At 54.9% G+C, this 21,054-nt stretch carries 20 protein-coding genes; 19 read left to right on the top strand and 1 reads right to left on the bottom strand.

What is annotated here, in order from left to right:
- Positions 1-56 precede the first annotated feature (56 nt).
- The 3 genes from pyrE to ACI31J_RS07365 all read left to right on the top strand — a co-directional run bounded on the left by pyrE (position 57) and on the right by ACI31J_RS07365 (position 2,637).
- Complete coding sequence (gene pyrE / locus ACI31J_RS07375) at positions 57-698, top strand: orotate phosphoribosyltransferase (RefSeq protein WP_439773777.1); 642 nt, start codon at positions 57-59, stop codon at positions 696-698.
- Positions 699-811: 113 nt separating this feature from the next.
- Positions 812-1,324: an ABC transporter permease gene (locus tag ACI31J_RS07370; RefSeq protein WP_439773776.1), complete on the top strand. Its 513-nt coding sequence runs from the start codon at positions 812-814 to the stop codon at positions 1,322-1,324.
- Positions 1,321-2,637, top strand: coding sequence for a glycosyltransferase family 2 protein (locus ACI31J_RS07365; protein ID WP_439773775.1), 1,317 nt, complete (start codon positions 1,321-1,323; stop codon positions 2,635-2,637). Before ACI31J_RS07370 ends, ACI31J_RS07365 begins: the two co-directional genes overlap by 4 nt.
- 62 nt (positions 2,638-2,699) lie before the next feature.
- Here ACI31J_RS07365 and ACI31J_RS07360 read toward each other — a convergent pair whose 3' ends face one another.
- The gene (locus ACI31J_RS07360) at positions 2,700-3,875 is read right to left on the bottom strand and encodes a class I SAM-dependent methyltransferase (RefSeq protein WP_439773774.1); all 1,176 of its coding nucleotides are present in this window, start codon (positions 3,873-3,875) and stop codon (positions 2,700-2,702) included.
- Positions 3,876-4,032: 157 nt separating this feature from the next.
- Here ACI31J_RS07360 and ACI31J_RS07355 point away from each other — a divergent pair, with 157 nt between their 5' ends.
- The 16 genes from ACI31J_RS07355 to ACI31J_RS07280 all read left to right on the top strand — a co-directional run.
- Positions 4,033-5,091, top strand: coding sequence for an AI-2E family transporter (locus ACI31J_RS07355; protein ID WP_439773773.1), 1,059 nt, complete (start codon positions 4,033-4,035; stop codon positions 5,089-5,091).
- A gap of 112 nt (positions 5,092-5,203) precedes the next feature.
- Complete coding sequence (locus ACI31J_RS07350; protein ID WP_439773772.1) at positions 5,204-6,865, top strand: formate--tetrahydrofolate ligase; 1,662 nt, start codon at positions 5,204-5,206, stop codon at positions 6,863-6,865.
- Between the two features lie 156 nt (positions 6,866-7,021).
- Positions 7,022-7,507 carry a 5-(carboxyamino)imidazole ribonucleotide mutase gene (gene purE, locus ACI31J_RS07345; protein WP_439773771.1) on the top strand — a complete coding sequence of 162 codons (486 nt, stop codon included), beginning with the start codon at positions 7,022-7,024 and terminating at the stop codon, positions 7,505-7,507.
- Position 7,508: 1 nt separating this feature from the next.
- The gene (purK, locus tag ACI31J_RS07340; RefSeq protein ID WP_439773784.1) at positions 7,509-8,624 is read left to right on the top strand and encodes a 5-(carboxyamino)imidazole ribonucleotide synthase; all 1,116 of its coding nucleotides are present in this window, start codon (positions 7,509-7,511) and stop codon (positions 8,622-8,624) included.
- 72 nt (positions 8,625-8,696) lie between these two features.
- Positions 8,697-9,992 carry an adenylosuccinate lyase gene (gene purB, locus ACI31J_RS07335; RefSeq protein WP_439773770.1) on the top strand — a complete coding sequence of 432 codons (1,296 nt, stop codon included), beginning with the start codon at positions 8,697-8,699 and terminating at the stop codon, positions 9,990-9,992.
- A 218-nt stretch (positions 9,993-10,210) separates the two neighbouring features.
- On the top strand, positions 10,211-10,933 hold the full coding sequence (gene purC, locus ACI31J_RS07330; protein ID WP_439773769.1) for a phosphoribosylaminoimidazolesuccinocarboxamide synthase: 723 nt from the start codon (positions 10,211-10,213) through the stop codon (positions 10,931-10,933).
- A gap of 2 nt (positions 10,934-10,935) precedes the next feature.
- On the top strand, positions 10,936-11,187 hold the full coding sequence (purS, locus tag ACI31J_RS07325) for a phosphoribosylformylglycinamidine synthase subunit PurS (RefSeq protein WP_439773768.1): 252 nt from the start codon (positions 10,936-10,938) through the stop codon (positions 11,185-11,187).
- The gene (gene purQ / locus ACI31J_RS07320) at positions 11,184-11,864 is read left to right on the top strand and encodes a phosphoribosylformylglycinamidine synthase subunit PurQ (protein WP_439773767.1); all 681 of its coding nucleotides are present in this window, start codon (positions 11,184-11,186) and stop codon (positions 11,862-11,864) included. The genes purS and purQ overlap by 4 nt, the downstream gene beginning before the upstream one ends.
- A gap of 3 nt (positions 11,865-11,867) precedes the next feature.
- A complete protein-coding gene (gene purL, locus ACI31J_RS07315; RefSeq protein ID WP_439773766.1) occupies positions 11,868-14,096 on the top strand; it encodes a phosphoribosylformylglycinamidine synthase subunit PurL in 2,229 nt (742 codons plus the stop codon).
- Entirely contained in the window at positions 14,072-15,529 is a 1,458-nt protein-coding gene (gene purF, locus ACI31J_RS07310) for an amidophosphoribosyltransferase (protein ID WP_439773765.1), read from the top strand. The genes purL and purF overlap by 25 nt, the downstream gene beginning before the upstream one ends.
- 1 nt (position 15,530) lies before the next feature.
- A complete protein-coding gene (gene purM / locus ACI31J_RS07305; RefSeq protein ID WP_439773764.1) occupies positions 15,531-16,568 on the top strand; it encodes a phosphoribosylformylglycinamidine cyclo-ligase in 1,038 nt (345 codons plus the stop codon).
- 10 nt (positions 16,569-16,578) lie between these two features.
- On the top strand, positions 16,579-17,160 hold the full coding sequence (gene purN, locus ACI31J_RS07300) for a phosphoribosylglycinamide formyltransferase (protein ID WP_439773763.1): 582 nt from the start codon (positions 16,579-16,581) through the stop codon (positions 17,158-17,160).
- Between the two features lie 3 nt (positions 17,161-17,163).
- On the top strand, positions 17,164-18,702 hold the full coding sequence (gene purH, locus ACI31J_RS07295) for a bifunctional phosphoribosylaminoimidazolecarboxamide formyltransferase/IMP cyclohydrolase (RefSeq protein WP_439773762.1): 1,539 nt from the start codon (positions 17,164-17,166) through the stop codon (positions 18,700-18,702).
- Positions 18,703-18,720: 18 nt separating this feature from the next.
- Entirely contained in the window at positions 18,721-19,980 is a 1,260-nt protein-coding gene (gene purD, locus ACI31J_RS07290) for a phosphoribosylamine--glycine ligase (RefSeq protein ID WP_439773761.1), read from the top strand.
- Between the two features lie 83 nt (positions 19,981-20,063).
- Complete coding sequence (locus tag ACI31J_RS07285) at positions 20,064-20,576, top strand: hypothetical protein (RefSeq protein ID WP_439773760.1); 513 nt, start codon at positions 20,064-20,066, stop codon at positions 20,574-20,576.
- A gap of 121 nt (positions 20,577-20,697) precedes the next feature.
- The coding region (locus tag ACI31J_RS07280) for a 2,3-bisphosphoglycerate-dependent phosphoglycerate mutase (protein ID WP_439773759.1) at positions 20,698-21,054 on the top strand (357 nt) is incomplete at its 3' end.

Here is a 21,054-nt window from a genome sequence, read left to right as displayed (position 1 = left end):
GCGGCATACCAGCAGATTCAGCAAGCATTTTTAGCAAATGAGGAGGAAAAATAATTATGACTTATTCACAAAGAGTTGCTAAGGCATTATTAGACATTCATGCGGTTACCCTGAGCCCCGACAAGCCTTACACGTGGGCAAGCGGGCTGAAGGCGCCCATCTACACGGATAACCGCCTGACGATTTCCTACCCGGATGTTCGCCAAGCGATCTATAACGGGATGGAAGAGCAGATCAACCTCCACTTTGCGGATGCGGACGTCATCGCCGGGACCGCCACGGCCGGGATTCCTCACGCGGCCTGGGTTGCCCAGGAGATGGGTCTGCCGATGGTTTACGTTCGGTCGAAGCCGAAGGACCACGGCCAGGGACACCAGGTTGAAGGGGCCCTCAAGCCGGGTCAGAAGGTCGTGGTGATCGACGACTTGATCTCCACCGGCGGCAGTGTCCTCAATGCTGTCCGGGCAATCAACAACACTGGTGCCCAGGTCATCGGCGTGGTTGCCGTCTTCACCTACCAGCTCCAGGCGGCGGAACAGAACTTCCTGGCCAACGACCTGAAGTACTTCGCCGTTACCGACTACACGACCTTGATTAAGGAAGCCAAGGCGACCGACCAGATCAGCGCTGACCACTTGAAATCTCTCCAACAGTGGCGCGAAGATCCGGTCAAGTGGAGCAATGCCCACCAAGACTAAGTACTAAAATAGATCTCAAAAAAGTCATCATTCCCGGTGGCTTTTTTCGTTTTAGTCCCCGAAAGTGCTATACTGTGAAGCGTTTGGGCAATCTTGGATTGGGGATGGAATAATTGGAAATTAAAAATAATGATAAGCAGGGAATCGCCTATCAGGATGACTACTTTGCCCGTCGTCACTGGGTGCGCAAGATTTGGCAGACACTGGTGGCCCTCCTCTGTTGGCTGGTCCTATTGACGCCGTGTGTGATTACGCTGGGCACCTACCTGGCCTACGTCACTAACGGCCGGCGGGGCTTCTTCTTCTGGCACTACCGGGAGGGCTTCGGCGAGCTGGACCTGTTGATCGTTTTACTGGTCATCATTGGGGTGGTCACGGCCATCTTTTGCCTGCTGGTCGGGGCCGTTCAGAACCGGCGCCGGAAGCGGGTACTGGAGAAGACCCCGCAGTATGATCAACAGGAGAGCACCCGCCAGGTCATTTTGGCCCGGCAGCTGGCGGTTAAACACTTTGGGACCCGCCACGCCCGGCACACGGTCCGTTACTACGAAGTCAAACCGGAGCAGAACTTTACCAAGGACGAGTTACGAAGTGCGGTTCAGCAACGTGAGGAGGGACAGAATTGATTACCAATATTATTAATGGCCTGCAACTGGGCCACGATCCCTGGACGATCGCCCTGTTGGTGGTCACCCTGATTTTGTGCATCTACCCGATCATCGGGGCGCTGTACTGGTTCTGGGGCGCAGTCGCCTACACGATCTTTCGCAAGCGCGACGACGAACTGGCCAGCCGGGATGAGCTAACGACCCACCCCTTCATCACGATCATGGTTCCGGCCCACAACGAGGAAGTCATCATCGAGAGCACCCTCGACTACCTCCTTCACGACCTCAACTATGATCACTATGAGGTCCTGGTGATGGACGACGGGAGCACCGACCAGACTCCGGCGATCCTAAAGCGCCTGCAGAAGACCAATCCCCGCCTCCGGGTTGTTCGGATTGACGACAACCAGGGGAAGGCCCACGCCTTTAACGTGGGGATGTTCTTTGCCCGGGGTGAATACATCTTGAGCAACGACGCGGATACCCTCCCGGAGCCGGACGCCCTGGTCAAGTACATGCGCTACTTCATGAGTCCGCGCGGGGTCAACTACGCGGCGGTGACCGCCAACATGGACGTTTACAACCGCACCACCTTGCTGGGGAAGTCCCAGACCGTTGAGTTTTCTAGCATCGTCGGTATCATCAAGCGGAGTCAGACGGCAATCAACAACACCATGTACGCCTACAGCGGGGCTAACACGATGTACCGGAAACGCTTCTTGATCAATGCGGGCGGCTTTCGGCAGGACCGGGCCACGGAAGACATCAGCATTGCTTGGGACCACACCTTCATGAACGTCGTGCCGCGCTTTGCGCCCGACATTGTCTTTCACATGAACGTCCCCGAGACGGTTCACGACCTTTTTCGGCAGCGGAACCGCTGGGCACAAGGAGGAACCGAGGTCTGGCTGACTAACTTCACCCGGACCTTTGCCCGCCCCTGGCGCAATCGCTACATTCTCCCGATGGTACTCGACACGACTTTTTCCTTGGTCTGGTCGTTCTTCTTCGTCATCACGACGGTGGTTTTCATCCTGCTGATGCTCTACTACTTCGGGGTCGGCAACTACGAACGGATCTTCCACGGGCTGGTGATGAGCATGATCTTCGTAACCTTCCAGCTGATCGCCGGTCTCTTTCAGGTGTTGGCGGCCCTGATCCTCGACTTCCATGGGACCAAGTTGCGTTACATCCTATTTTCACCGGTTTACCTGCTCTTTACCTGGGTGGTCAACCCCTTGACCATCATCATCACTTTCCACAAGGCAGTCCGGACCATTCTCGGCTTTGGCAAAGGGACCTGGAAGAGTCCTAAGCGCCGGGCCAACTGAGATTTGAATAATAAAAAACGACCCGCAAAGTATTATGCTTTGCGGGTCGTTGTAATTTAGCCTTACTTAGTCATGTAGTCGCGGGTCATCGGCAGGTTCTTGCCGGAGGCTCCCTTGGTGATCAGGTATTGGATCACGTCGATGTTGCCGGACTCGAATGAGGCAGCGCAAGCCTGCAGGTAAAGGTCCCACATCCGGGTGAAACGTTCACCCATCATGTCCTGGATCTGGTTGCGGTGGGCGTTGAAGTTCGCGTCCCAGATCTCCAGAGTCCGCTGATAGTGGCGGCGCAGCATTTCGATGTCGGCAATCTGCATGTTGTTTTCTTCAATGTGCTGAACCATTTCCACCAGGCCGGGAACGTAGCCACCGGGGAAGATGTACTTGTTGATCCAGCCGTTATAGGCCCCGCCCTGTTGCCGAGTGATTCCGTGGATCAAAGCAACCCCGTCGTCTTTGAGGTAACGTTGGATGTCCTTGAAGTAGAGGCCGAGGTTTTCCTTGCCGACGTGTTCAAACATCCCGACAGAGGTGATGTAATCCCACTGGCGGTCACCGAGTTCCCGGTAGTCGACCAGCTTGACTTCGGCCACGTCTTCTAAGCCGTCCTTTTTGATCTGTTCCTGGACGAAGCGGTACTGTTCCTCGCTCAGGGTCACCCCGGTAACCTTCAGGCCGTATTCCTTGGCCGCCGTCAGCATCAGGGTACCCCAGCCGCAGCCGATGTCCAAGAAGGTCTTGCCAGGCTTCGGGTTAAGCTTCTTTAAGATGTGGTGGACCTTGTCTTCCTGGGCCTTGGTCAGGTCATCGTGGTTGTCACCGGTGAAGTAGGCGCAGGAGTAGGTCATCGTGTCATCGAGCCAGAGCTTGTAGAAGTCGTTGCCGACATCGTAGTGGCTCTGCACGTCGGTTTCACTTTCCTTCTCGGAGTGGCCTTGTTTTGGCAGGAATTTCCGGAACTTGGAACTGCGCATGAAACTGCCAGCACTCTCGTAGGCGGATTCAATCAATTTTTGGATGCTGCCCTGGATTTCGATCTTGCCATCCATGTAGGCTTCCCCAAGTGCGATTGAGGCGTTCTTCGTGATGTCACGAATCGGGATCTTCTCCTTGAACGTGATGGTAACCTCGGGTTCGCCGTCACCGTAAACGACACTCGAACCATCCCAGAAGATGATCTTGACCGGGATGTTGAACGAGTGGCTTAGCAGTGACTTGTAGAACGTCTTTTCTAACATTAAAAGCATCCTTCTTTCTCAAATAATGCCCCTATTATAACACTCAACTTTTGGGGTCGTAACTAAATAGAACAACCAGGTCAAAACGTTGCTGAAATTGCCCGTTTAGGATTAGAATTAGATAAGTTTATTAAATTTTTGAAGGGTGATGATTAATGTGACTGATGCCTGGCACCGCTTCATCAAGAATGTGGAGCTTCGCCGCTTTGCTGTTTTGCTGTTAATTGTATTTGTATTATGGATGATGCGGTCAATGATGAACATGATCCTGTTCACCTTCATCCTGACCTTCATCGTGGTGAGCTGGGTTCACTTTGTTCAGCGGTGGTTACCGCGTTTTTCGACCAAATTACTGGTGATCCTGACCTACCTGGTGCTGTTGATGCTCCTGTACTTCGGCGTGACTAGGTACCTACCTGTACTGGTGCACCAAGTAGTCAAGATGGTCAACTCGGTCATCAAGTTTTACAGCAGTCGAGACGCAACGGTGCTCTACCATTACATCAACCAGTACGTCAGCTGGTCGACGATCATGGCCCAGGTCAAACACGGAGTCAGCTTTGCCATCAGTGCCCTGACCAGTATCGGCGCCATTACGGTGACCTTCTTCCTGTCCTTTATCCTGAGCTTCTTCTTTGCTCTGGATCTACGGGAGACGGCGACCTTCTCGAAGCTCTTCTTGAATAGCACCTTTGGCTGGTTTTTCCAGGACCTGGCCTACTTTGGTAAGAAGTTCGTCAATACCTTCGGGGTGGTACTGGAAGCCCAGTTCTTCATCGCCATCTGCAACACCGTCATTACCACGGTCTGCCTGCTGTTTATGAGGATGCCGCAGATCCTGGCCCTGGCCCTGATCGTCTTCATCTTCAGCCTGGTGCCCGTGGCCGGGGTGATCATTTCGACAATCCCACTCAGTCTGGTGGCCTATTCGGTCGGCGGGATCCGAGATGTTATCTACATCATCGTGATGGTGATCATCATTCATGCTCTCGAAGCCTACGTGCTTAACCCGAAGTTCATGTCGAGCCAGACTGACCTGCCGATCTTCTATACCTTCATCGTCCTCTTGGTCGGTGAACATTTCTGGGGGACCTGGGGATTGATCGTTGGGGTCCCGATCTTTACCTTCCTATTGGATATCCTCGGTGTGAAGTCGATTCATCAGGCCCCGCGGCTGCGACGGCGTGCTGCCATAAATTCCGGCAATAAAAAATAAAATTCGGAAATTACCCTTTACTTATCACTAATATTACAGTATATTAGCGATAAGTCCTTATATTAAATGATATTTTCAACTTTTTGTTCGTAATTTAAGGAGGAAACCAACGATGATGACTGATATTGAGATTGCCGACCGCGCGGAAATGAAACCGATCAAGGAAATTGCGGCCCAGATTGGCCTGGGCGAAGATGATATCGAGCAGTATGGCAAGTACAAGGCCAAGATCACACTTCCCGTCAAGGCCCACCCGGATAAGAAACACAAGCTGGTCCTGGTGACGTCGATTAATCCAACCCCGGCCGGTGAGGGGAAGTCAACCGTGCTGGTCGGTCTCGGGGACGCCATGAACCAGCTGGGCCATCAGACCATCATCGCGATGCGTGAACCATCGATGGGTCCAGTCTTCGGGATCAAGGGTGGCGCCACTGGTGGTGGTTATAGCCAGGTAGTCCCAATGGAAGACATCAACCTCCACTTTACCGGCGACCTCCACGCTCTGACCAGTGCCAACAACACCCTGGCGGCCCTGGTTGATAATTACATCATGCGGGGCAACGAACTCGGCTTAGACCCCCGCCGGATCATTTGGAAGCGGGTCGAGGACGTTAACGACCGGGCCCTGCGCAATGTGGTTACGGGTCTGGGCGGCATCATGCAGGGAGTTCCACGGCAAACCGGCTTTGACATCACCGCGGCCTCAGAATTGATGGCCATCTTGTGCCTGTCCACCGACCTAATGGACTTGAAGAAGCGGGTCGGCCGGATCGTGGTCGGTTACACCTATGACAAGCAGCCGGTGACGGTTGACCAGCTTCACTTCGCCGACGCAATCACCATCCTGCTCAAGGACGCCATCAAGCCGAACCTGGTCCAGACCCTAGATCATACGCCAACGATCATCCACGGGGGACCGTTTGCTAACATCGCCCACGGGTGCAACAGTGTCCTGGCTACCAAGACGGCCCTGCAGTTGGCTGATTACACCGTCACGGAGGCCGGCTTCGGTGCTGACCTGGGTGCAGAGAAGTTCATGGATATCAAGCAGCGGGTATTGGGTAAGAACCCTGATGCCGTGGTAATTGTTGCCACCGTGCGGGCCCTGGAATACAACGGGGGTGCCAAGCTGGCCGATTTAAAGGAAGAACACCTGCCAGAATTGAAGGCCGGGTTGGCAAACCTGAACCGGCACATTAAGAACATGCAGCGCTACGGAGTTCCATTGGTTGTGGCGATCAACCACTTCGTCACCGATACGCCGGCGGAACTGCAGATGATCGAAGACAACTGCCGCCAGCTCGGGGTCAACGTGGTCACGGCGGACGCCTGGGCCAAGGGCGGTGCCGGCACCCAAGACCTGGCCAAAGAAGTTGTCCGCCTGACTGAGCAGGACAATGACTTCCACGAGCTTTACAGCCTAGACGCCACGCCGGAAGAGAAGGTGACGACCATCGCCACAAAGATCTACGGCGCAAAGCAGGTCGAATTCAGCCGCAAGGCCCAACGCCAACTCAAGCAGTTCACTGAGCTCGGCTGGGACAAGCTGCCGGTCTGCATCGCCAAGACCCAGTATTCCTTCACCGATGATAAGAACCTGCTGGGGGCACCGGAAGGCTTTACCTTCCACATCCGTGAATTTGTACCAAAGCTCGGGGCCGGCTTCATTGTGGCCTTATCTGGAAACATGATGACCATGCCGGGACTGTCTAAGGTCCCTGCCGCAGTCAACATGACGATTGACGCGGATGGTAAGATCACCGGTTTGTTCTAAATTTAGATTAAAAGAGGAGTGCGGAGATGCTCCTCTTTTATTTTTCTTGCCAATAACACGAACTATATCTTGATAAATATTAAAAAAGTTCGATAAAACCATTGAAGTTGGCCGGCGGCTTTGTTATCTTTAAAGCAGTTTAAGGAGGAATCAATGATGAGTCAGATTAGTGTGGTAATGGGAAGTAAGTCAGACTGGCCAACGGTTAAGGAGGCTTGCCAAATCCTCGATCAGTTTGGTGTTGATTATGACAAGGGCGTGATCTCCGCCCACCGGATGCCGGATGAAATGTTCGCCTTTGCTAAGAATGCAGTTGCTAACGGAACTAAGGTCATCATTGCCTGTGCCGGTGGAGCCGCCCACCTGCCGGGGATGATTGCTGCTAATACGCCTCTGCCGGTCATCGGGATTCCGGGCCAGACTCGGGCCCTTGGCGGCATGGATTCCCTTTTGTCAATTGTTCAAATGCCGGCGGGGATTCCAGTTGCTACGACTGCCATTGGAGTTGCCGGTGCCAAGAATGCGGCACTGTTGGCACTGCAGATTCTGGGCATTACCAATTCTAAGATTCAAGACCAGATTGTTGCCTACCGGAAGCAAATGCACGACCAAGCGGCAGAAAGTGGGGCGCACCTTGACTAAGATGATTCAACAGGGCCAAACGATTGGGATCATTGGCGGGGGCCAGCTCGGCCAGATGATGGCCTTGGACGCCAAACAGACAGGAATGAAGGTCATCGTCCTCGACCCGACGCCAGCATGTCCAGCGGGCCAGGTGGCCGATGCACAGATTGTGGCCCCCTACGCTGATGTCAAGGCAATTGAGGAGCTGGCACGGCGATCGGATGTCCTAACCTATGAGTTTGAAAACGTGGACCTCAAGGCACTGGAAGATGTGGCGGACAAGGTTTACGTTCCGCAGGGGACCCACCTCCTCTACACAACCAAAAACCGGATACGAGAGAAGACCTTCCTTCGGGATGCTGGCCTCAAGACGGCGCCATTCATGGCGGTCAAGGACATGTCCGACCTGAAAAAGGCGGTCGAGAGGATCGGTTACCCGAGTGTTCTCAAGACCTGTGAGGGCGGCTATGATGGTCACGGCCAGGAGGTCCTGCACAGTGAAGACGATCTGACAAAGTGTGCGGGGATTCTTTCGACCAAAGATGCCATTCTCGAGGGCTGGGTTCCGTTTAAGCTCGAGTGTTCGGTGATGGTGGCCCGCAACGAAAATGGTGAAGTGACCGTCTTCCCAGTTTCTGAAAACATCCACCACGACGAGATTCTTCATCTCAGCATTGTCCCAGCCCGGATTAGTCCGGAGCTGCAGGAGAAGGCTAAACAAATGGCAGTCAAGATCGCACATGCCATTAACCTGCGCGGTATCCTGGGGGTTGAAATGTTTGTTACCGCCGATGGTCAGATCTACATCAATGAATTGGCCCCGCGGCCGCATAACTCGGGCCACTACTCGATTGAGGCCTGCAACTTCTCCCAGTTTGCAATCCATAACCGGGCAATCTGCAACTGGCCGCTGCCGAAGATCGACCTCCTAAAGCCGGTCGTGATGGTCAACGTCTTGGGTCAACACGTGGCTGGGGTGCGGCAGCAGATTGCCAAGCGACCCGACTGGCACTTCCATGACTACGGTAAGGCGGAGATTCGCCACAACCGCAAGATGGGCCACGTCACCATTCTGACCGACGACATTACGGCGACCCTAGAAGAAATTGACAATACCAGGATCTGGCAGGAATAAAGTTCGCCTTTACGCCGAATGGTCACCTGTGCGATAATGATGAAGAATAAGAATAGAGAGGATTTTTAACTGATGATTGATCGTTACACAAGTCCAGAGATGAAGAAGATTTGGAGCCTGGAAACTCAATACCAGTGCTGGCTGGAAGTCGAAATCGCTGCCGACGAGGCCTGGAGCAAGCTGGGCCACATCCCGGCAGAAGATGTTGAGAAGATCAAGAAGAACGCCAAGTTCAGCGTGGAAGGGATCGCCGAGATCGAAGCCGTTACCCACCACGACGTGATCGCCTTTACCCGGGACGTTTCCAAGTCCCTTGGCCCTGAAAAGAAGTGGGTTCACTACGGGATGACCAGTACCGACGTGGTTGATACCGCCCAGGGGCTACGGTTGAAAAAGGCGAACGATATCATCCGGCAAGACATCGACAACTTCATGGATGTCTTAAAGGAAATGGCCGAGAAGTACAAGTACACCGTCTGCATGGGCCGGACCCACGGGGTACATGCGGAACCAACCACCTTTGGCCTGAAGGCGGCTCGCTGGTACTCCGAGATGAAGCGGAACAAGGAACGGTTCGAACACGCCGCCCGCGGGGTGGAAGCCGGTAAGATCTCCGGTGCAGTTGGGACCTTTGCCGAAATCGATCCATTCGTCGAAAAGTACGTCTGTGACAAGCTCGGCCTGCGTGCCCAGGAGATCTCAACTCAGGTGCTGCCACGGGACCTGCACGCCGAATACATCGCCACGATTGCCCTAATCGGGACCAGCATGGAAGAGATGGCCACCGAGATCCGTTCCCTCCAGCGGACCGAGATCCACGAAGTCGAGGAACACTTTGCAAAGGGGCAGAAGGGTTCTTCCGCCATGCCGCATAAGCGGAACCCAATCGGCTCAGAAAATATCTGCGGCTGTGCCCGGGTTCTGCGGGGCTACATGGTACCAGCCTACGAGGACGTTTCCCTCTGGCACGAACGGGACATCTCCCACTCCAGTGCTGAACGGATGATCCTGCCGGACGCTACGTCACTGATCGACTACATGCTGCGCCGCTTTGGCCGGATCCTGAAGAACCTCGACGTCTTCCCAGAGACGATGAAGAAGAACATGGACAAGACCCTGGGCCTGATCTACTCCGGCCGAGTTCTGCTCAAGCTGGTCAACTCCGGGATGAGCCGGGAGAGTGCCTACGACCTGATCCAGCCATACACTGCCAAGTGCTGGGCCGAACAGATTCCATTCCGGCCACTGTTGGAGGCGGACCCAACGATTCAACATCAGCTCACCAAGGAAGACTTGGACGATGCCTTTGATTACCACTGGCATCTCCGGAACGTCGATACTATCTACAAGCGGATCGGTTTAGACTAATATAAGAGAACATGTTAAATCGGCCAACGAGTGATAATGACTCGCTGGCCAATTTTTTGTTTTAAATAAACACGAACATTATACTAAACTTTTTAAATTTAGTTCCTAAAAACTATTGAAAATGGTTAACCTGCTTGTTATACTAGGCCCATAAATAACGAATAGTTTTAAGCTATTTTAATTTATTGTTCGTGTTTTATTCAAAAGGAGTCAACTGAGTGATGGAAAAGTTATTGTATACCGGAAAAGCAAAGCAGATGTGGCAGACTGATGATCCTGAGGTTCTGCGGGTGGTTTACATGGACCAGGCAACCGCGCTGAATGGCAAGAAGAAGGACCACTTCGCCGGAAAGGGTGCCGCCGCCAAGGGCATCTCCGATCTGGTCTTTAACTACCTGATTGACCATGGCATTGCTACCCACTTCATCAAGCAGTTGTCACCGACTGAGGACCTGGTTAAGAAGTGCCAGATGTTCCCGCTGGAATTCGTCACCCGCAACGTGATCGCGGGACACTTCGCCAGCCGCTATGGGCTAGACGAAGGGAAGGTACTGGCTGAACCAGTCGAAGAAACCTTCTACAAGAGCGACGAACTTGATGATCCCTTCATCAACGAATCAGCCACGATTGCCCTGGGTATCGCCAGTCACGCCGATCTGGAAAAGATGTGGACCATCTGTCGGGAAGTCAATGCCCTGCTCAAGCCGCTCTTTGAACGGGCCGGCATGCAGCTGGTGGACTTCAAGCTCGAATTTGGCCGCCTGGAGAATGGCCAGATCGTCCTGGCCGATGAATTCTCCCCTGATAACTGCCGGTTATGGGATCTCAAGACCGACCAGCACCTGGACAAGGACGTTTACCGCCGGAAGTTGGCGGATTTGACCAAGACCTATGACGAAGTATTGAAGCGTTTGAAAGATGCCCTCGCAAAGGAGAACTAACCATGACTAATGTTCGGATTTTCGTAACTTACAAGCAATCAGTATTTGATCCCCAAGGCGAGACCATCAAGGACGCCATTCACAGCCTGGGCCACGATGAAGTTACTGCGGTAAAGGTCGGGAAGTTCTTCGACGTGACTATCGATGCCAAGGGCGAGGACGTTGACCGGACCGTCAAGGAAATTGCCGACCAGCTGCTGGTCAACTTCAACATGGAAACCTACCATTACCAAGTACTGGAGGAAGCAGAATGAAAATCGCAGTAATTGTTTTTCCAGGTTCCAACTGTGACGTGGACCTGTACGAGGCCTTGGGCAGCGTTTGCGGGGCGGATGTCGAGTACGTTTCCCACCACGAACACAGCCTGGACGGTTTTGACGCGGTGATGCTACCGGGGGGCTTTTCCTACGGTGACTACCTGCGCGCCGGGGCGATTGCCCGTTTCACCAACATCATGCCAGCGATTATCAAGATGGCTAAAGAAGGCAAGCCGGTCTTTGGCACCTGTAATGGGTTCCAGATTCTGACCGAGGCGGGGCTATTGCCGGGAGCACTGAAACGCAACGACAGTCAACGCTTCGTCTGCAAGACCGTTCCGCTCGAAGTGGTCAATAACCAGACCCTCTTCACGAGCCAGTACCAACCGCATGAACGAATTAATTTGCCGATCGCACATGCTGACGGCAGCTTTTACGCCGACCAGGAAACCCTGGATCGGCTAGAGGCTAACCACCAGGTTGTCTTTCGTTATGCAGAGGAGAATCCAAATGGTAGTTTGCGAAATATTGCTGGAATTACTAACCAGCGTGGCAACGTTCTGGGAATGATGCCGCATCCCGAACGTGCAGTTGAGGCAATTTTAGGAAACACGGATGGCCTGCGCTTGTTCAAGTCGCTGCTGGCCAATGGACGTGTGAAAGTGAGGGAATAAGCAATGAAACAGGCAATGACGCCCGAAGAGATCAAAGAACAGAAGCCGTACTTGGACTGGAGCCTGAGTGAGGACGAGTACAACTATATCAGTGAGAAGCTGCTCGGTCGGTTGCCGAACTACACTGAGACCGGCCTGTTTGCGGCGATGTGGAGTGAACACTGTTCCTATAAGAAATCCAAGCCCGTCCTCCGCCTCTTTCCGAACAAGAGCGACCGGGTGATTCAGGGTCCCGGTGAAGGTGCCGGGGTCGTGGATATTGACGACGGTCAGGCAGTGGTCTTCAAGGCCGAGAGTCACAACCACCCGACGACGGTGGAACCCTACCAGGGGGCCGCAACCGGGGTCGGTGGAATCCTGCGGGACATCTTCAGCATGGGTGCCCGTCCGGTGGCTTCCCTTGATTCACTGCACTTTGGCGAACTCGACAACGCCACGACCAGAATGAAGGTCGACGGGACGGTGCGCGGGATCGGCGACTACGGCAACTGCATGGGGATCCCTACGATTGCCGGTGAAACCACCTTTGACCCCTGCTACCAGGGTAATGTGCTCTGCAACGCGATGAGCGTCGGCCTGATGGACCAGAAGGATATCCAACAGGGCCGGGCCGCCGGGATTGGCAACGCCGTGATGTACGTTGGTGCCAAGACCGGGCGGGACGGCATCCACGGCGCCACCTTTGCCTCTGCGGACTTCAGCGACGAAAACGCTACTCAACGGTCCGCCGTCCAAGTTGGTAACCCCTTCATGGAAAAGCTCCTACTGGAGGCCTGCCTGGAACTGATCACCAAGCATCCTGACTGGCTGGTTGGCATTCAGGACATGGGGGCCGCCGGGATCGTTTCCTCCAGTGCCGAGATGGCTTCTGAAGGGAAGAGCGGCATGGACCTCGATCTCGACCTGGTTCCGCAACGGGAAACGGGGATGTCGGCCTACGAAATCATGCTGAGCGAATCCCAGGAACGGATGCTGCTGTGTGTCAACAAGGGCCACGAGGAGGACGTCAAGAAGATCTTTGACTTCTACGACCTTGATGCCGTCACGATTGGGCGGATTACAGAAGGCCACCAATACGTCCTCCACCACGACGGTCAGGTGGTCTGCGACATTCCAGTTTCCAGTCTGACCGACGATGTCTTAGAGGAGGCCAGTGAGGAACGCAAGCCAGCGCGGATCACGGCGGCTGAACAGGCACCGGTCTGGCAGCCTCAAGTCACGGACCCGGCAGAAACCCTGCGCCGGCTCCTTGCCCAGTCGACCATTGCCGACAAGAGCAGTTTCTACCAACAATATGATTCCCAGGTGCGGACCTCAACCGTGGTTGGCCCCGGCAGCGATTCCGGCGTCCTGCGGGTGCGTGGTACCCACAAGGGCCTGGCAATGACTACCGATGGTAACGGCCGGTTTGTCTACCTCAATCCCGAGGTGGGTGGTCAAATGGCACTGGTGGAGGCCGCTGCCAACATCATTTCGTCCGGAGCCCAACCCCTGGCGATCACCGATTGCCTGAACTACGGTGACCCAAACGATCCGGAGATCTTCTGGGAACTCCACCAGTCCGTGGCTGGAATGGCCGCAGCCTGCCGGACCTTCAATACGCCGGTAATTTCCGGGAATGTCTCCCTATACAATGAAAATAACGGCCAGGCCATTCACCCAACGCCGATGGTGGGGATGGTTGGCTTGATCAAGAACATCGACCGGGTTGTTCCAAGCTTTGCCCAGCACGCTGGGGACCGGGTCTACCTGGTCGGCACAACCCGTGACGATTACGCCGGTTCGGAATTACAGAAGATGCTGACGGGTAAGATCAGCGGGGTCGTTCAATCCTTCGATCTTGATCGGGTTCATGACGACATGACCCGCCTGTTGCACACGATGGAGAATGGTCACGTCGCCAGTTGCCACGATCTTAGTGAGGGTGGCCTGGGAGTGGCCCTGGCCGAGACCCTTTTCTCGACTGACCGGGGGTTGAACCTGGACCTGCGTCACCTGACCAGCGCCCAGCTGTTTAGTGAAACGCCCGGCCGCTTCGTGGTTACGGTCCCGTCCGACCACGCGGCCGCCTTTGAACAGGACCTCGGCGATGCCGCTCGATTCGTCGGGGAAGTCACCAATACCCACTGGTTGGAAGCCCACCTGAAAGACAATGAATTGAACCTCAATGTTGCTGAATTACAAAAGATCTGGGAGGAGGCCATCCCGTGCCAAATGAAATCAAAGGATTAAATGAAGAATGCGGGGTTTTCGGCGTCTTCGGTGCGCCGGATGCCGCCCAACTGACCTATTATGGCCTGCATACCCTTCAGCACCGGGGTCAAGAAGGGGCGGGGATTGTGTCGACCGACGGGAATGATCTCTACCAGCACCGCGACCGGGGGCTTTTAGCCCAGGTCTTCGCTGACCCGGCCGAACTCAAGCGGCTGGTTGGCGATTCTGCCATCGGCCACGTTCGTTACGGCACCAGTGGTCACAACTCGATCGCCAACGTCCAGCCCTTCCTCTTCCGCTTTCATGACGGGGACGTGGCTCTGGCCCACAACGGTAACCTGACCAACGCCGTGACCCTGCGCCGGCAGTTGGAAGACGACGGAGCAGTCTTTCAATCCGATTCGGATACGGAAATTCTGATCCACTTGATCCGTAAGCACATCAAGGAAGGATTTATTCCCGCCCTCAAGAAGAGCCTTAACCAGGTGCACGGGGGCTTTGCCTTCTTGCTTTTGCAAAAGGATCGGCTGGTGGCGGCCCTGGATCCCAACGGCATTCGGCCCCTGTGCATCGGGCAGCTGGAAAATGGGGCCTACGTGGTTGCCAGTGAAACCTGTGCCCTGGACATCGTCAACGCCACCTTTGTCCGCGACGTTCAACCGGGTGAGCTGATCGTGATCGACCGTGACGGCCTGCACATCGACCACTACACCACCGACACCCGCCTAGCGATCTGTTCGATGGAGTACATTTACTTTGCCCGTCCCGACTCGATCATCCATGGGGTGACGGTTCACAACGCCCGGAAGCAGATGGGTCGCCTGCTGGCCCGCGAGCACCCGGTTGATGCCGACATGGTGATCGGGGTGCCGAATTCTTCGCTCTCCGCGGCGAGCGGTTATGCTGAGGAATCGGGACTCCCGTACGAGATGGGGCTGATCAAGAGCCAATACGTTGCCCGGACCTTCATTCAACCGACCCAGGCACTGCGTGAACAGGGCGTTCACATGAAGCTTTCCGCCGTTCGTGGGGTAGTCAGTGGTAAAAGGGTGGCCGTGGTCGACGACTCGATTGTCCGTGGGACGACCTCCAAACAGATTGTCAAGATGCTCAAAGATGCCGGGGCCAAGGAGGTTCATATGTTGATTTCCTCACCGCCGTTCCGCTTCCCATGCTTCTACGGGATCGACATTTCGACCCGGTCGGAACTGATGGCCGCCCACTATTCGATTGAGGAGATGCGCCAACAGATCGGCGCCGATTCGCTGAGTTTCCTGAGTGTTGACAGCCTAATCAAGGCGATCAGCGTTCCCAACGCCGGCGATGCTCCTGATGGCGGTCTGACGGTGGCCTACTTTACGGGCAAATATCCGACCCCGCTCTACGATTATGAGGAGGGTTACCTAAAATCACTCAACGAACAGGAACTGCGCGCACAAAGGAGGCAGTGAGATGAATCGATACCAAGAAGCCGGGGTTGACGTCAATGCGGGCTACGAGTTGGTCCATCGCATCAAGGATGCCGTCAAATCTACCACTCGGCCGGGAATGATGACCGGGATCGGCAGTTTCGGCGGCATGTTCGACCTGGACGCGTTACACGTGAAACATCCGGTGCTGGTCTCTGGCACTGATGGCGTAGGCACCAAGCTGATGCTCGCCCAGCAGATGGACAAACATGACACGATCGGGATTGACGTCGTGGCAATGTGTGTCAATGATGTCCTGGCCCAGGGCGCTGAACCGCTCTACTTTTTGGATTACATTGCTACTGGTCACAACGATCCGGCTAAGATGGCGGCAATTGTTAAGGGAGTCGCGGCTGGCTGCCGGGATGCCGGTGCCGCTCTGGTTGGTGGTGAGACTGCCGAGATGCCAGACATGTATGCTCGTGACGAGTACGACCTGGCTGGTACCGTCACTGGGGTTGCCGAGAAGGACCACCTGCTGACGGCTGACCTGCCCCAGGCGGGTGACGTCTTGCTCGGTCTGCCATCCAGCGGCCTACACTCCAATGGCTTTTCCCTGGTGCGCCAGATTCTCTTCAAAGATCACGATGTTTCCCTGACTGACCGGCCGGCTGTCTTGGCTGGCCAGTCGGTGGGGGAGACCCTTTTGATCCCGACCCGGATCTACGTCCGCCAGGTTCTGCCGCTGGTCCAAGCCGGCTTACTTCACGGAATCAGCCACATCACGGGCGGCGGCTTAATTGAGAACGTTCCCCGGATGTTTGGTGATTCCCTGCAGGCCGTAATCGACGGCCAATCCTGGCCTAAGCTGCCGATCTTTGAATACTTGAAGGAGCTTGGCCACCTTGATTCGGCCGACTGTTTCCAGACCTTCAACATGGGAATCGGCCTGGTCCTGGCCGTAGTGCCGAACCAGGTTGAAACGGTCCGGCAGCGTTTACAAGCTGTTGGTCAAGAGAGTTACCAAATTGGGCGTCTGCAAGAGCGGCCCACGGATGAAGAAAAGATTGTAATTAAGTGAGGCGTTTGAGATGAGAACCGCAATTTTAGCGTCTGGCAACGGGACCAACTTTGAAGTCCTGGCCAAGCATTTCAAGGCCGGGGACCTACCCGGCAAGCTGGCGTTGCTTTTCTGCAACCACCCGGACGCGCCGGTGATGGACCGAGCCCGTCGCTTGGGGGTCCCGGCCGTCAGTTTTACTGTTAAGTCCTGTGGCGGTAAGGCAGCCTACGAGGAGAAGCTGTTAGACGTTCTTCAGGAATACCAGATTGATTTCATCGCCCTGGCCGGCTACCTTCGGGTGGTGGGGCCGACGATCTTGGAGCATTATGACCACCGGATCGTCAACCTTCACCCGGCTTGGTTGCCCGAGTACCCAGGACTCCATTCGATCGAGCGGGCCTTTGCCGATCATCGCTCCCAAACCGGGGTGACGGTCCACTACATCGATGCCGGGCTGGATTCCGGCCCGATCATTGCCCAGTGCCACGTGCCGATTCTGGCTACGGACACCGCGGAAAGCCTGGAGAGCCGGGTCCACGATACTGAACACCAGCTCTACCCGTTGGCATTAAAACAAGCGTTGATTGCATTGAATAAAAAGGAGAATTAATTCATGAAACGTGCATTGGTAAGTGTATCTGATAAGACGAACCTGGTTCCCTTCGTCAAGGGACTAGCCGCAAACGGCTACGAGATTGTTTCCACCGGCGGAACGAAGAAGGTCCTCGACGATGCCGGCATTGCGACCATCAGCATCGAAGACGTTACCCACTTCCCTGAAATCCTCGATGGCCGGGTTAAGACTCTGAACCCATACGTCCACGGGGGCTTGCTGGCCCGGCGTGAATTGCCGGAGCACATGGCAACCTTAAAGAAGCTCAACATCACCCCGATCGACCTGGTCTGCGTCAACCTCTACCCGTTCAAGGAGACAATTGAAAAGCCGGGCGTCAAGCTTGCCGATGCAATCGAAAACATCGACATTGGTGGTCCATCGATGGTGCGGTCCGCTGCCAAGAATTACCGCGACGTGACCGTAGTAGTTGACCAGGCGGACTACGACACGGTCCTGGGTGAGATCGAAGATGGTGGGGACACCACCCTGGATACCCGGGCTAAGCTGGCGGCCAAGGCCTTCCGCCACACCGCCGCCTACGATGCCCTGATTTCCCAGTACCTGACTAAGCAGGTCGGCTTGGAAGATCCTGAACAGTTAACGATGACCTGGAACCTGAAAGAGACCATGCGTTACGGTGAAAACTCCCACCAGCAGGCCTGGCTCTACGAGGATGCCATGCCAAAGAGCTACTCGGTCCTGAGTGCCAAGCAGCTGCACGGGAAGAAGCTTTCCTACAACAACATCAAGGATGCCGATGAAGCCCTACGGTGCATCCGTGAATTCGAAGAGCCAACCGTGGTTGCGATGAAGCACATGAACCCGTGCGGCATTGGTCGTGGTGACACCCTGGAACAAGCCTGGGACCGGGCCTACACTGCGGACCCTGTCTCCATCTTTGGTGGGGTGATCGCCTTGAACCGGCGGGTTGACCTGGCGACGGCTCAGAAGATGCACAAGATTTTCTTGGAAATCGTGATTGCGCCCGGCTTTGATGACGATGCCTATGAAGTTTTGGCCAAGAAGAAGAACATCCGCCTGCTCAGCCTGGACTTCACCAAGAAGGACGAACCAACGCGTCACGAGCTGGTTACCGTCATGGGTGGGGCCCTGATGCAGGAACAAGATACCTTGAAGGAGGACTACCACGACTGGAAGTGCGTCACCGACGTCCAACCAACCGAGGACCAGCTCAAGAACCTGATGTTTGCCTGGAAGGCCGTCAAGCATGCCAAGTCAAACGCGATCGTGCTTGCTAACGACGAACGCACCCTGGGTGTTGGCGAAGGACAACCGAACCGGATTGACTCCTTAAAGATCGCCGTCAAGCACGCTGGCGATGCGATCGATGACCGGACGGTGATGGCCTCGGACGCCTTCTTCCCGTTTGGTGACTGTGTCGAATACGCTGGCAAGCACGGTATCAAGGCGGTTGTCCAACCCGGCGGCTCGATTCGGGATCAGGAATCAATCGACATGGCGAACAAGTATGGAATTGCGATGGTGACGACTGGCATTCGTCACTTCCGACACTAATTTGACGGGGTGTTATCAATGGTAGAAGGAGTAAATGTACTGGTAGTTGGCGAGGGCGGTCGTGAGTTTGCCATTGCCCGCAAGCTCCAAGAAAGTCCCAAGGTCAAGCAGGTTTACTGCGCGCCCGGCAACGTGGGGATGACATCCGTCGGCGTCCAGCCGGTCGACATTGCTGAAACCGACTTTGCAAACCTGATTGCCTTTGCCAAGGAGCACCAGGTGGCCTGGACCTTCGTGGGCCCTGAGGACTGCCTGGTCGACGGGATTGTCGACGACTTTAGGGCAGCGGGCCTGCTGGCGTTTGGCCCGACTGCCCGGGCGGCTCAGCTGGAAGGCTCAAAGGATTACGCACTTAACTTCATGAACAACTATGGGGTACCGACTGCCCGTCATGCCTCCTACCGTGATCAGGCCAGCGCGATTGCTAATATCGACCAGTTCGGCTTCCCAGTGGTGATTAAGGAAAACGGCCTGGCTGGCGGTAAGGGCGTCGTGATCGCTAAGAATCGGGAAACGGCCGTGCAGACGATTAAGGAGATGTTCGACCGTGGGCAGGCCCGGCTGGTCTTGGAGGAATGTTTGACGGGTCCCGAATACTCCATGTTTGTCCTTTTGAGCAACGACCAGTACCGAATCCTGCCGATGGCCCAGGACCACAAGCGGGCCTATGACGGTGACCGGGGTCCAAACACTGGGGGGATGGGGGCCTACAGCCCGCTGCCTCAGCTGAGTGAAGCTGATCGGCAGAAGATGATTGACCAAGTGGTAGAGCCCACCGTTCATGGCCTGGTTGCCGGAAACTACCACTACCACGGAATCCTCTACATCGGCCTGATCTTAACTCCGGACGGTCCCAAGGTAATTGAGTACAACGTCCGCCTCGGTGACCCGGAGACCCAAGTGATCTTGCCACGGCTGAAGACCGACCTCTTTGACCTGGTGGACGCTGCCGTTAATGATCGGCCCCTTCCGGAGGTGGAAGTAAAGTCGACTGCCTGCTTCGGGGTTGTGCTGGCCTCCAAGGGCTACCCAACCAACCCACTACATGGGCAATCATTGGGTCGGTTGCCCCAGGTGGCGGGGATCAACCTGGACTATGCCAACGTGACGGGTAACCTGGATGACCTCAAGGGCGATGGAGGCCGGCTGTTGATGGTATTGAGCCAGGAAGACAGCCTGCAGGAAGCCCATGACCGGGTCTATGATTACCTGGCCAGCTTGGATGAACCTGACTGCTTCTACCGTCATGACATCGGCGCCAAAGCCGGCTTAAATTAGTTATAAGAAGACTCCTAACCACTATTGGTCAGGAGTCTTTTTCTATACAATTAACTTATCAAATAAGAAACGAGGAGATGACGATGAAGAAGAACATTAATTCCCTGATTGGGTTGACGGTCCTGTCAATTGTGGTCCTGCATATTCTGGCTGATAGTACCCTGGTTGGCGTTTTTTGGTCACGGGTCCTGGATACGGCCGCCTCGCTGGTGGCGGTTTTGGCCATCGCCTACGTTGCTCTGGGCAAACACGCTAACGTGAGTATTCTCAGCGGTTCCCAGCGTGAGCTTGCTGCTGAAAGCCAGCAGGTCAGCAGCGTCAACCTGCTGGGCGGTACTAAACTATACCTTGGTCCCGGAGACGATTCCGTCGTGATCGATGCCAGCTTCATCAATATTCTGGGTGGTAGCGACATCTATTTGCCGGCTGGTTGGCGCCTCGAGGACCATTCCCTGAAAGTGCTGGGCGGGGTTAGCGATAAGCGGCCTGCCCATGTAGCGGGGAAGGCCCCGACCGTGCGGGTAAGTGGTTTTATCTTGCTCGGCGGGGTGACGATCAAGGAACTTCCCCAACCGGCCGCCGATCCGGTATCGTGATCGTTTTCACTAAAAGTCAACAATTTGTCCGGGTTTCTATTGGCATTTACCGTTGATTGGATTAAAATGGTAAGGAAATGCAGTTGCATGGTATTTTAAGAAGAAAGAGGTCAAAAACAATATGGCTAAATTAGTACTGATTCGTCACGGTCAAAGTGAATGGAACCTGGCTAACAAGTTCACTGGTTGGATCGATGTTGACTTGAGCGAAAAGGGTGTTGAACAAGCTAAGGAAGCTGGTAAGGCCCTTAAGGAACACGGGATCGAATTCGACTACGCTTACACTTCTGTTCTGAAGCGTGCCATCAAGACGTTGCACTACGCCCTTGAAGAATGCGACCAACTTTGGATTCCTGAAACCAAGACTTGGCGTCTGAACGAACGTCACTACGGTGCTCTGCAAGGCCTTAACAAGAAGGCTACTGCTGAAAAGTACGGGGACGAACAAGTTCACATCTGGCGTCGTTCATACGATGTT

Origin of the sequence: Limosilactobacillus sp. (genome assembly GCF_051873075.1) — a bacterium.
Taxonomy (GTDB): Bacteria; Bacillota; Bacilli; order Lactobacillales; family Lactobacillaceae; genus Limosilactobacillus.
The sequence above is the reverse complement of the archived record's forward strand: the minus strand, read 5'-3'. Positions and strand labels throughout refer to the sequence as shown.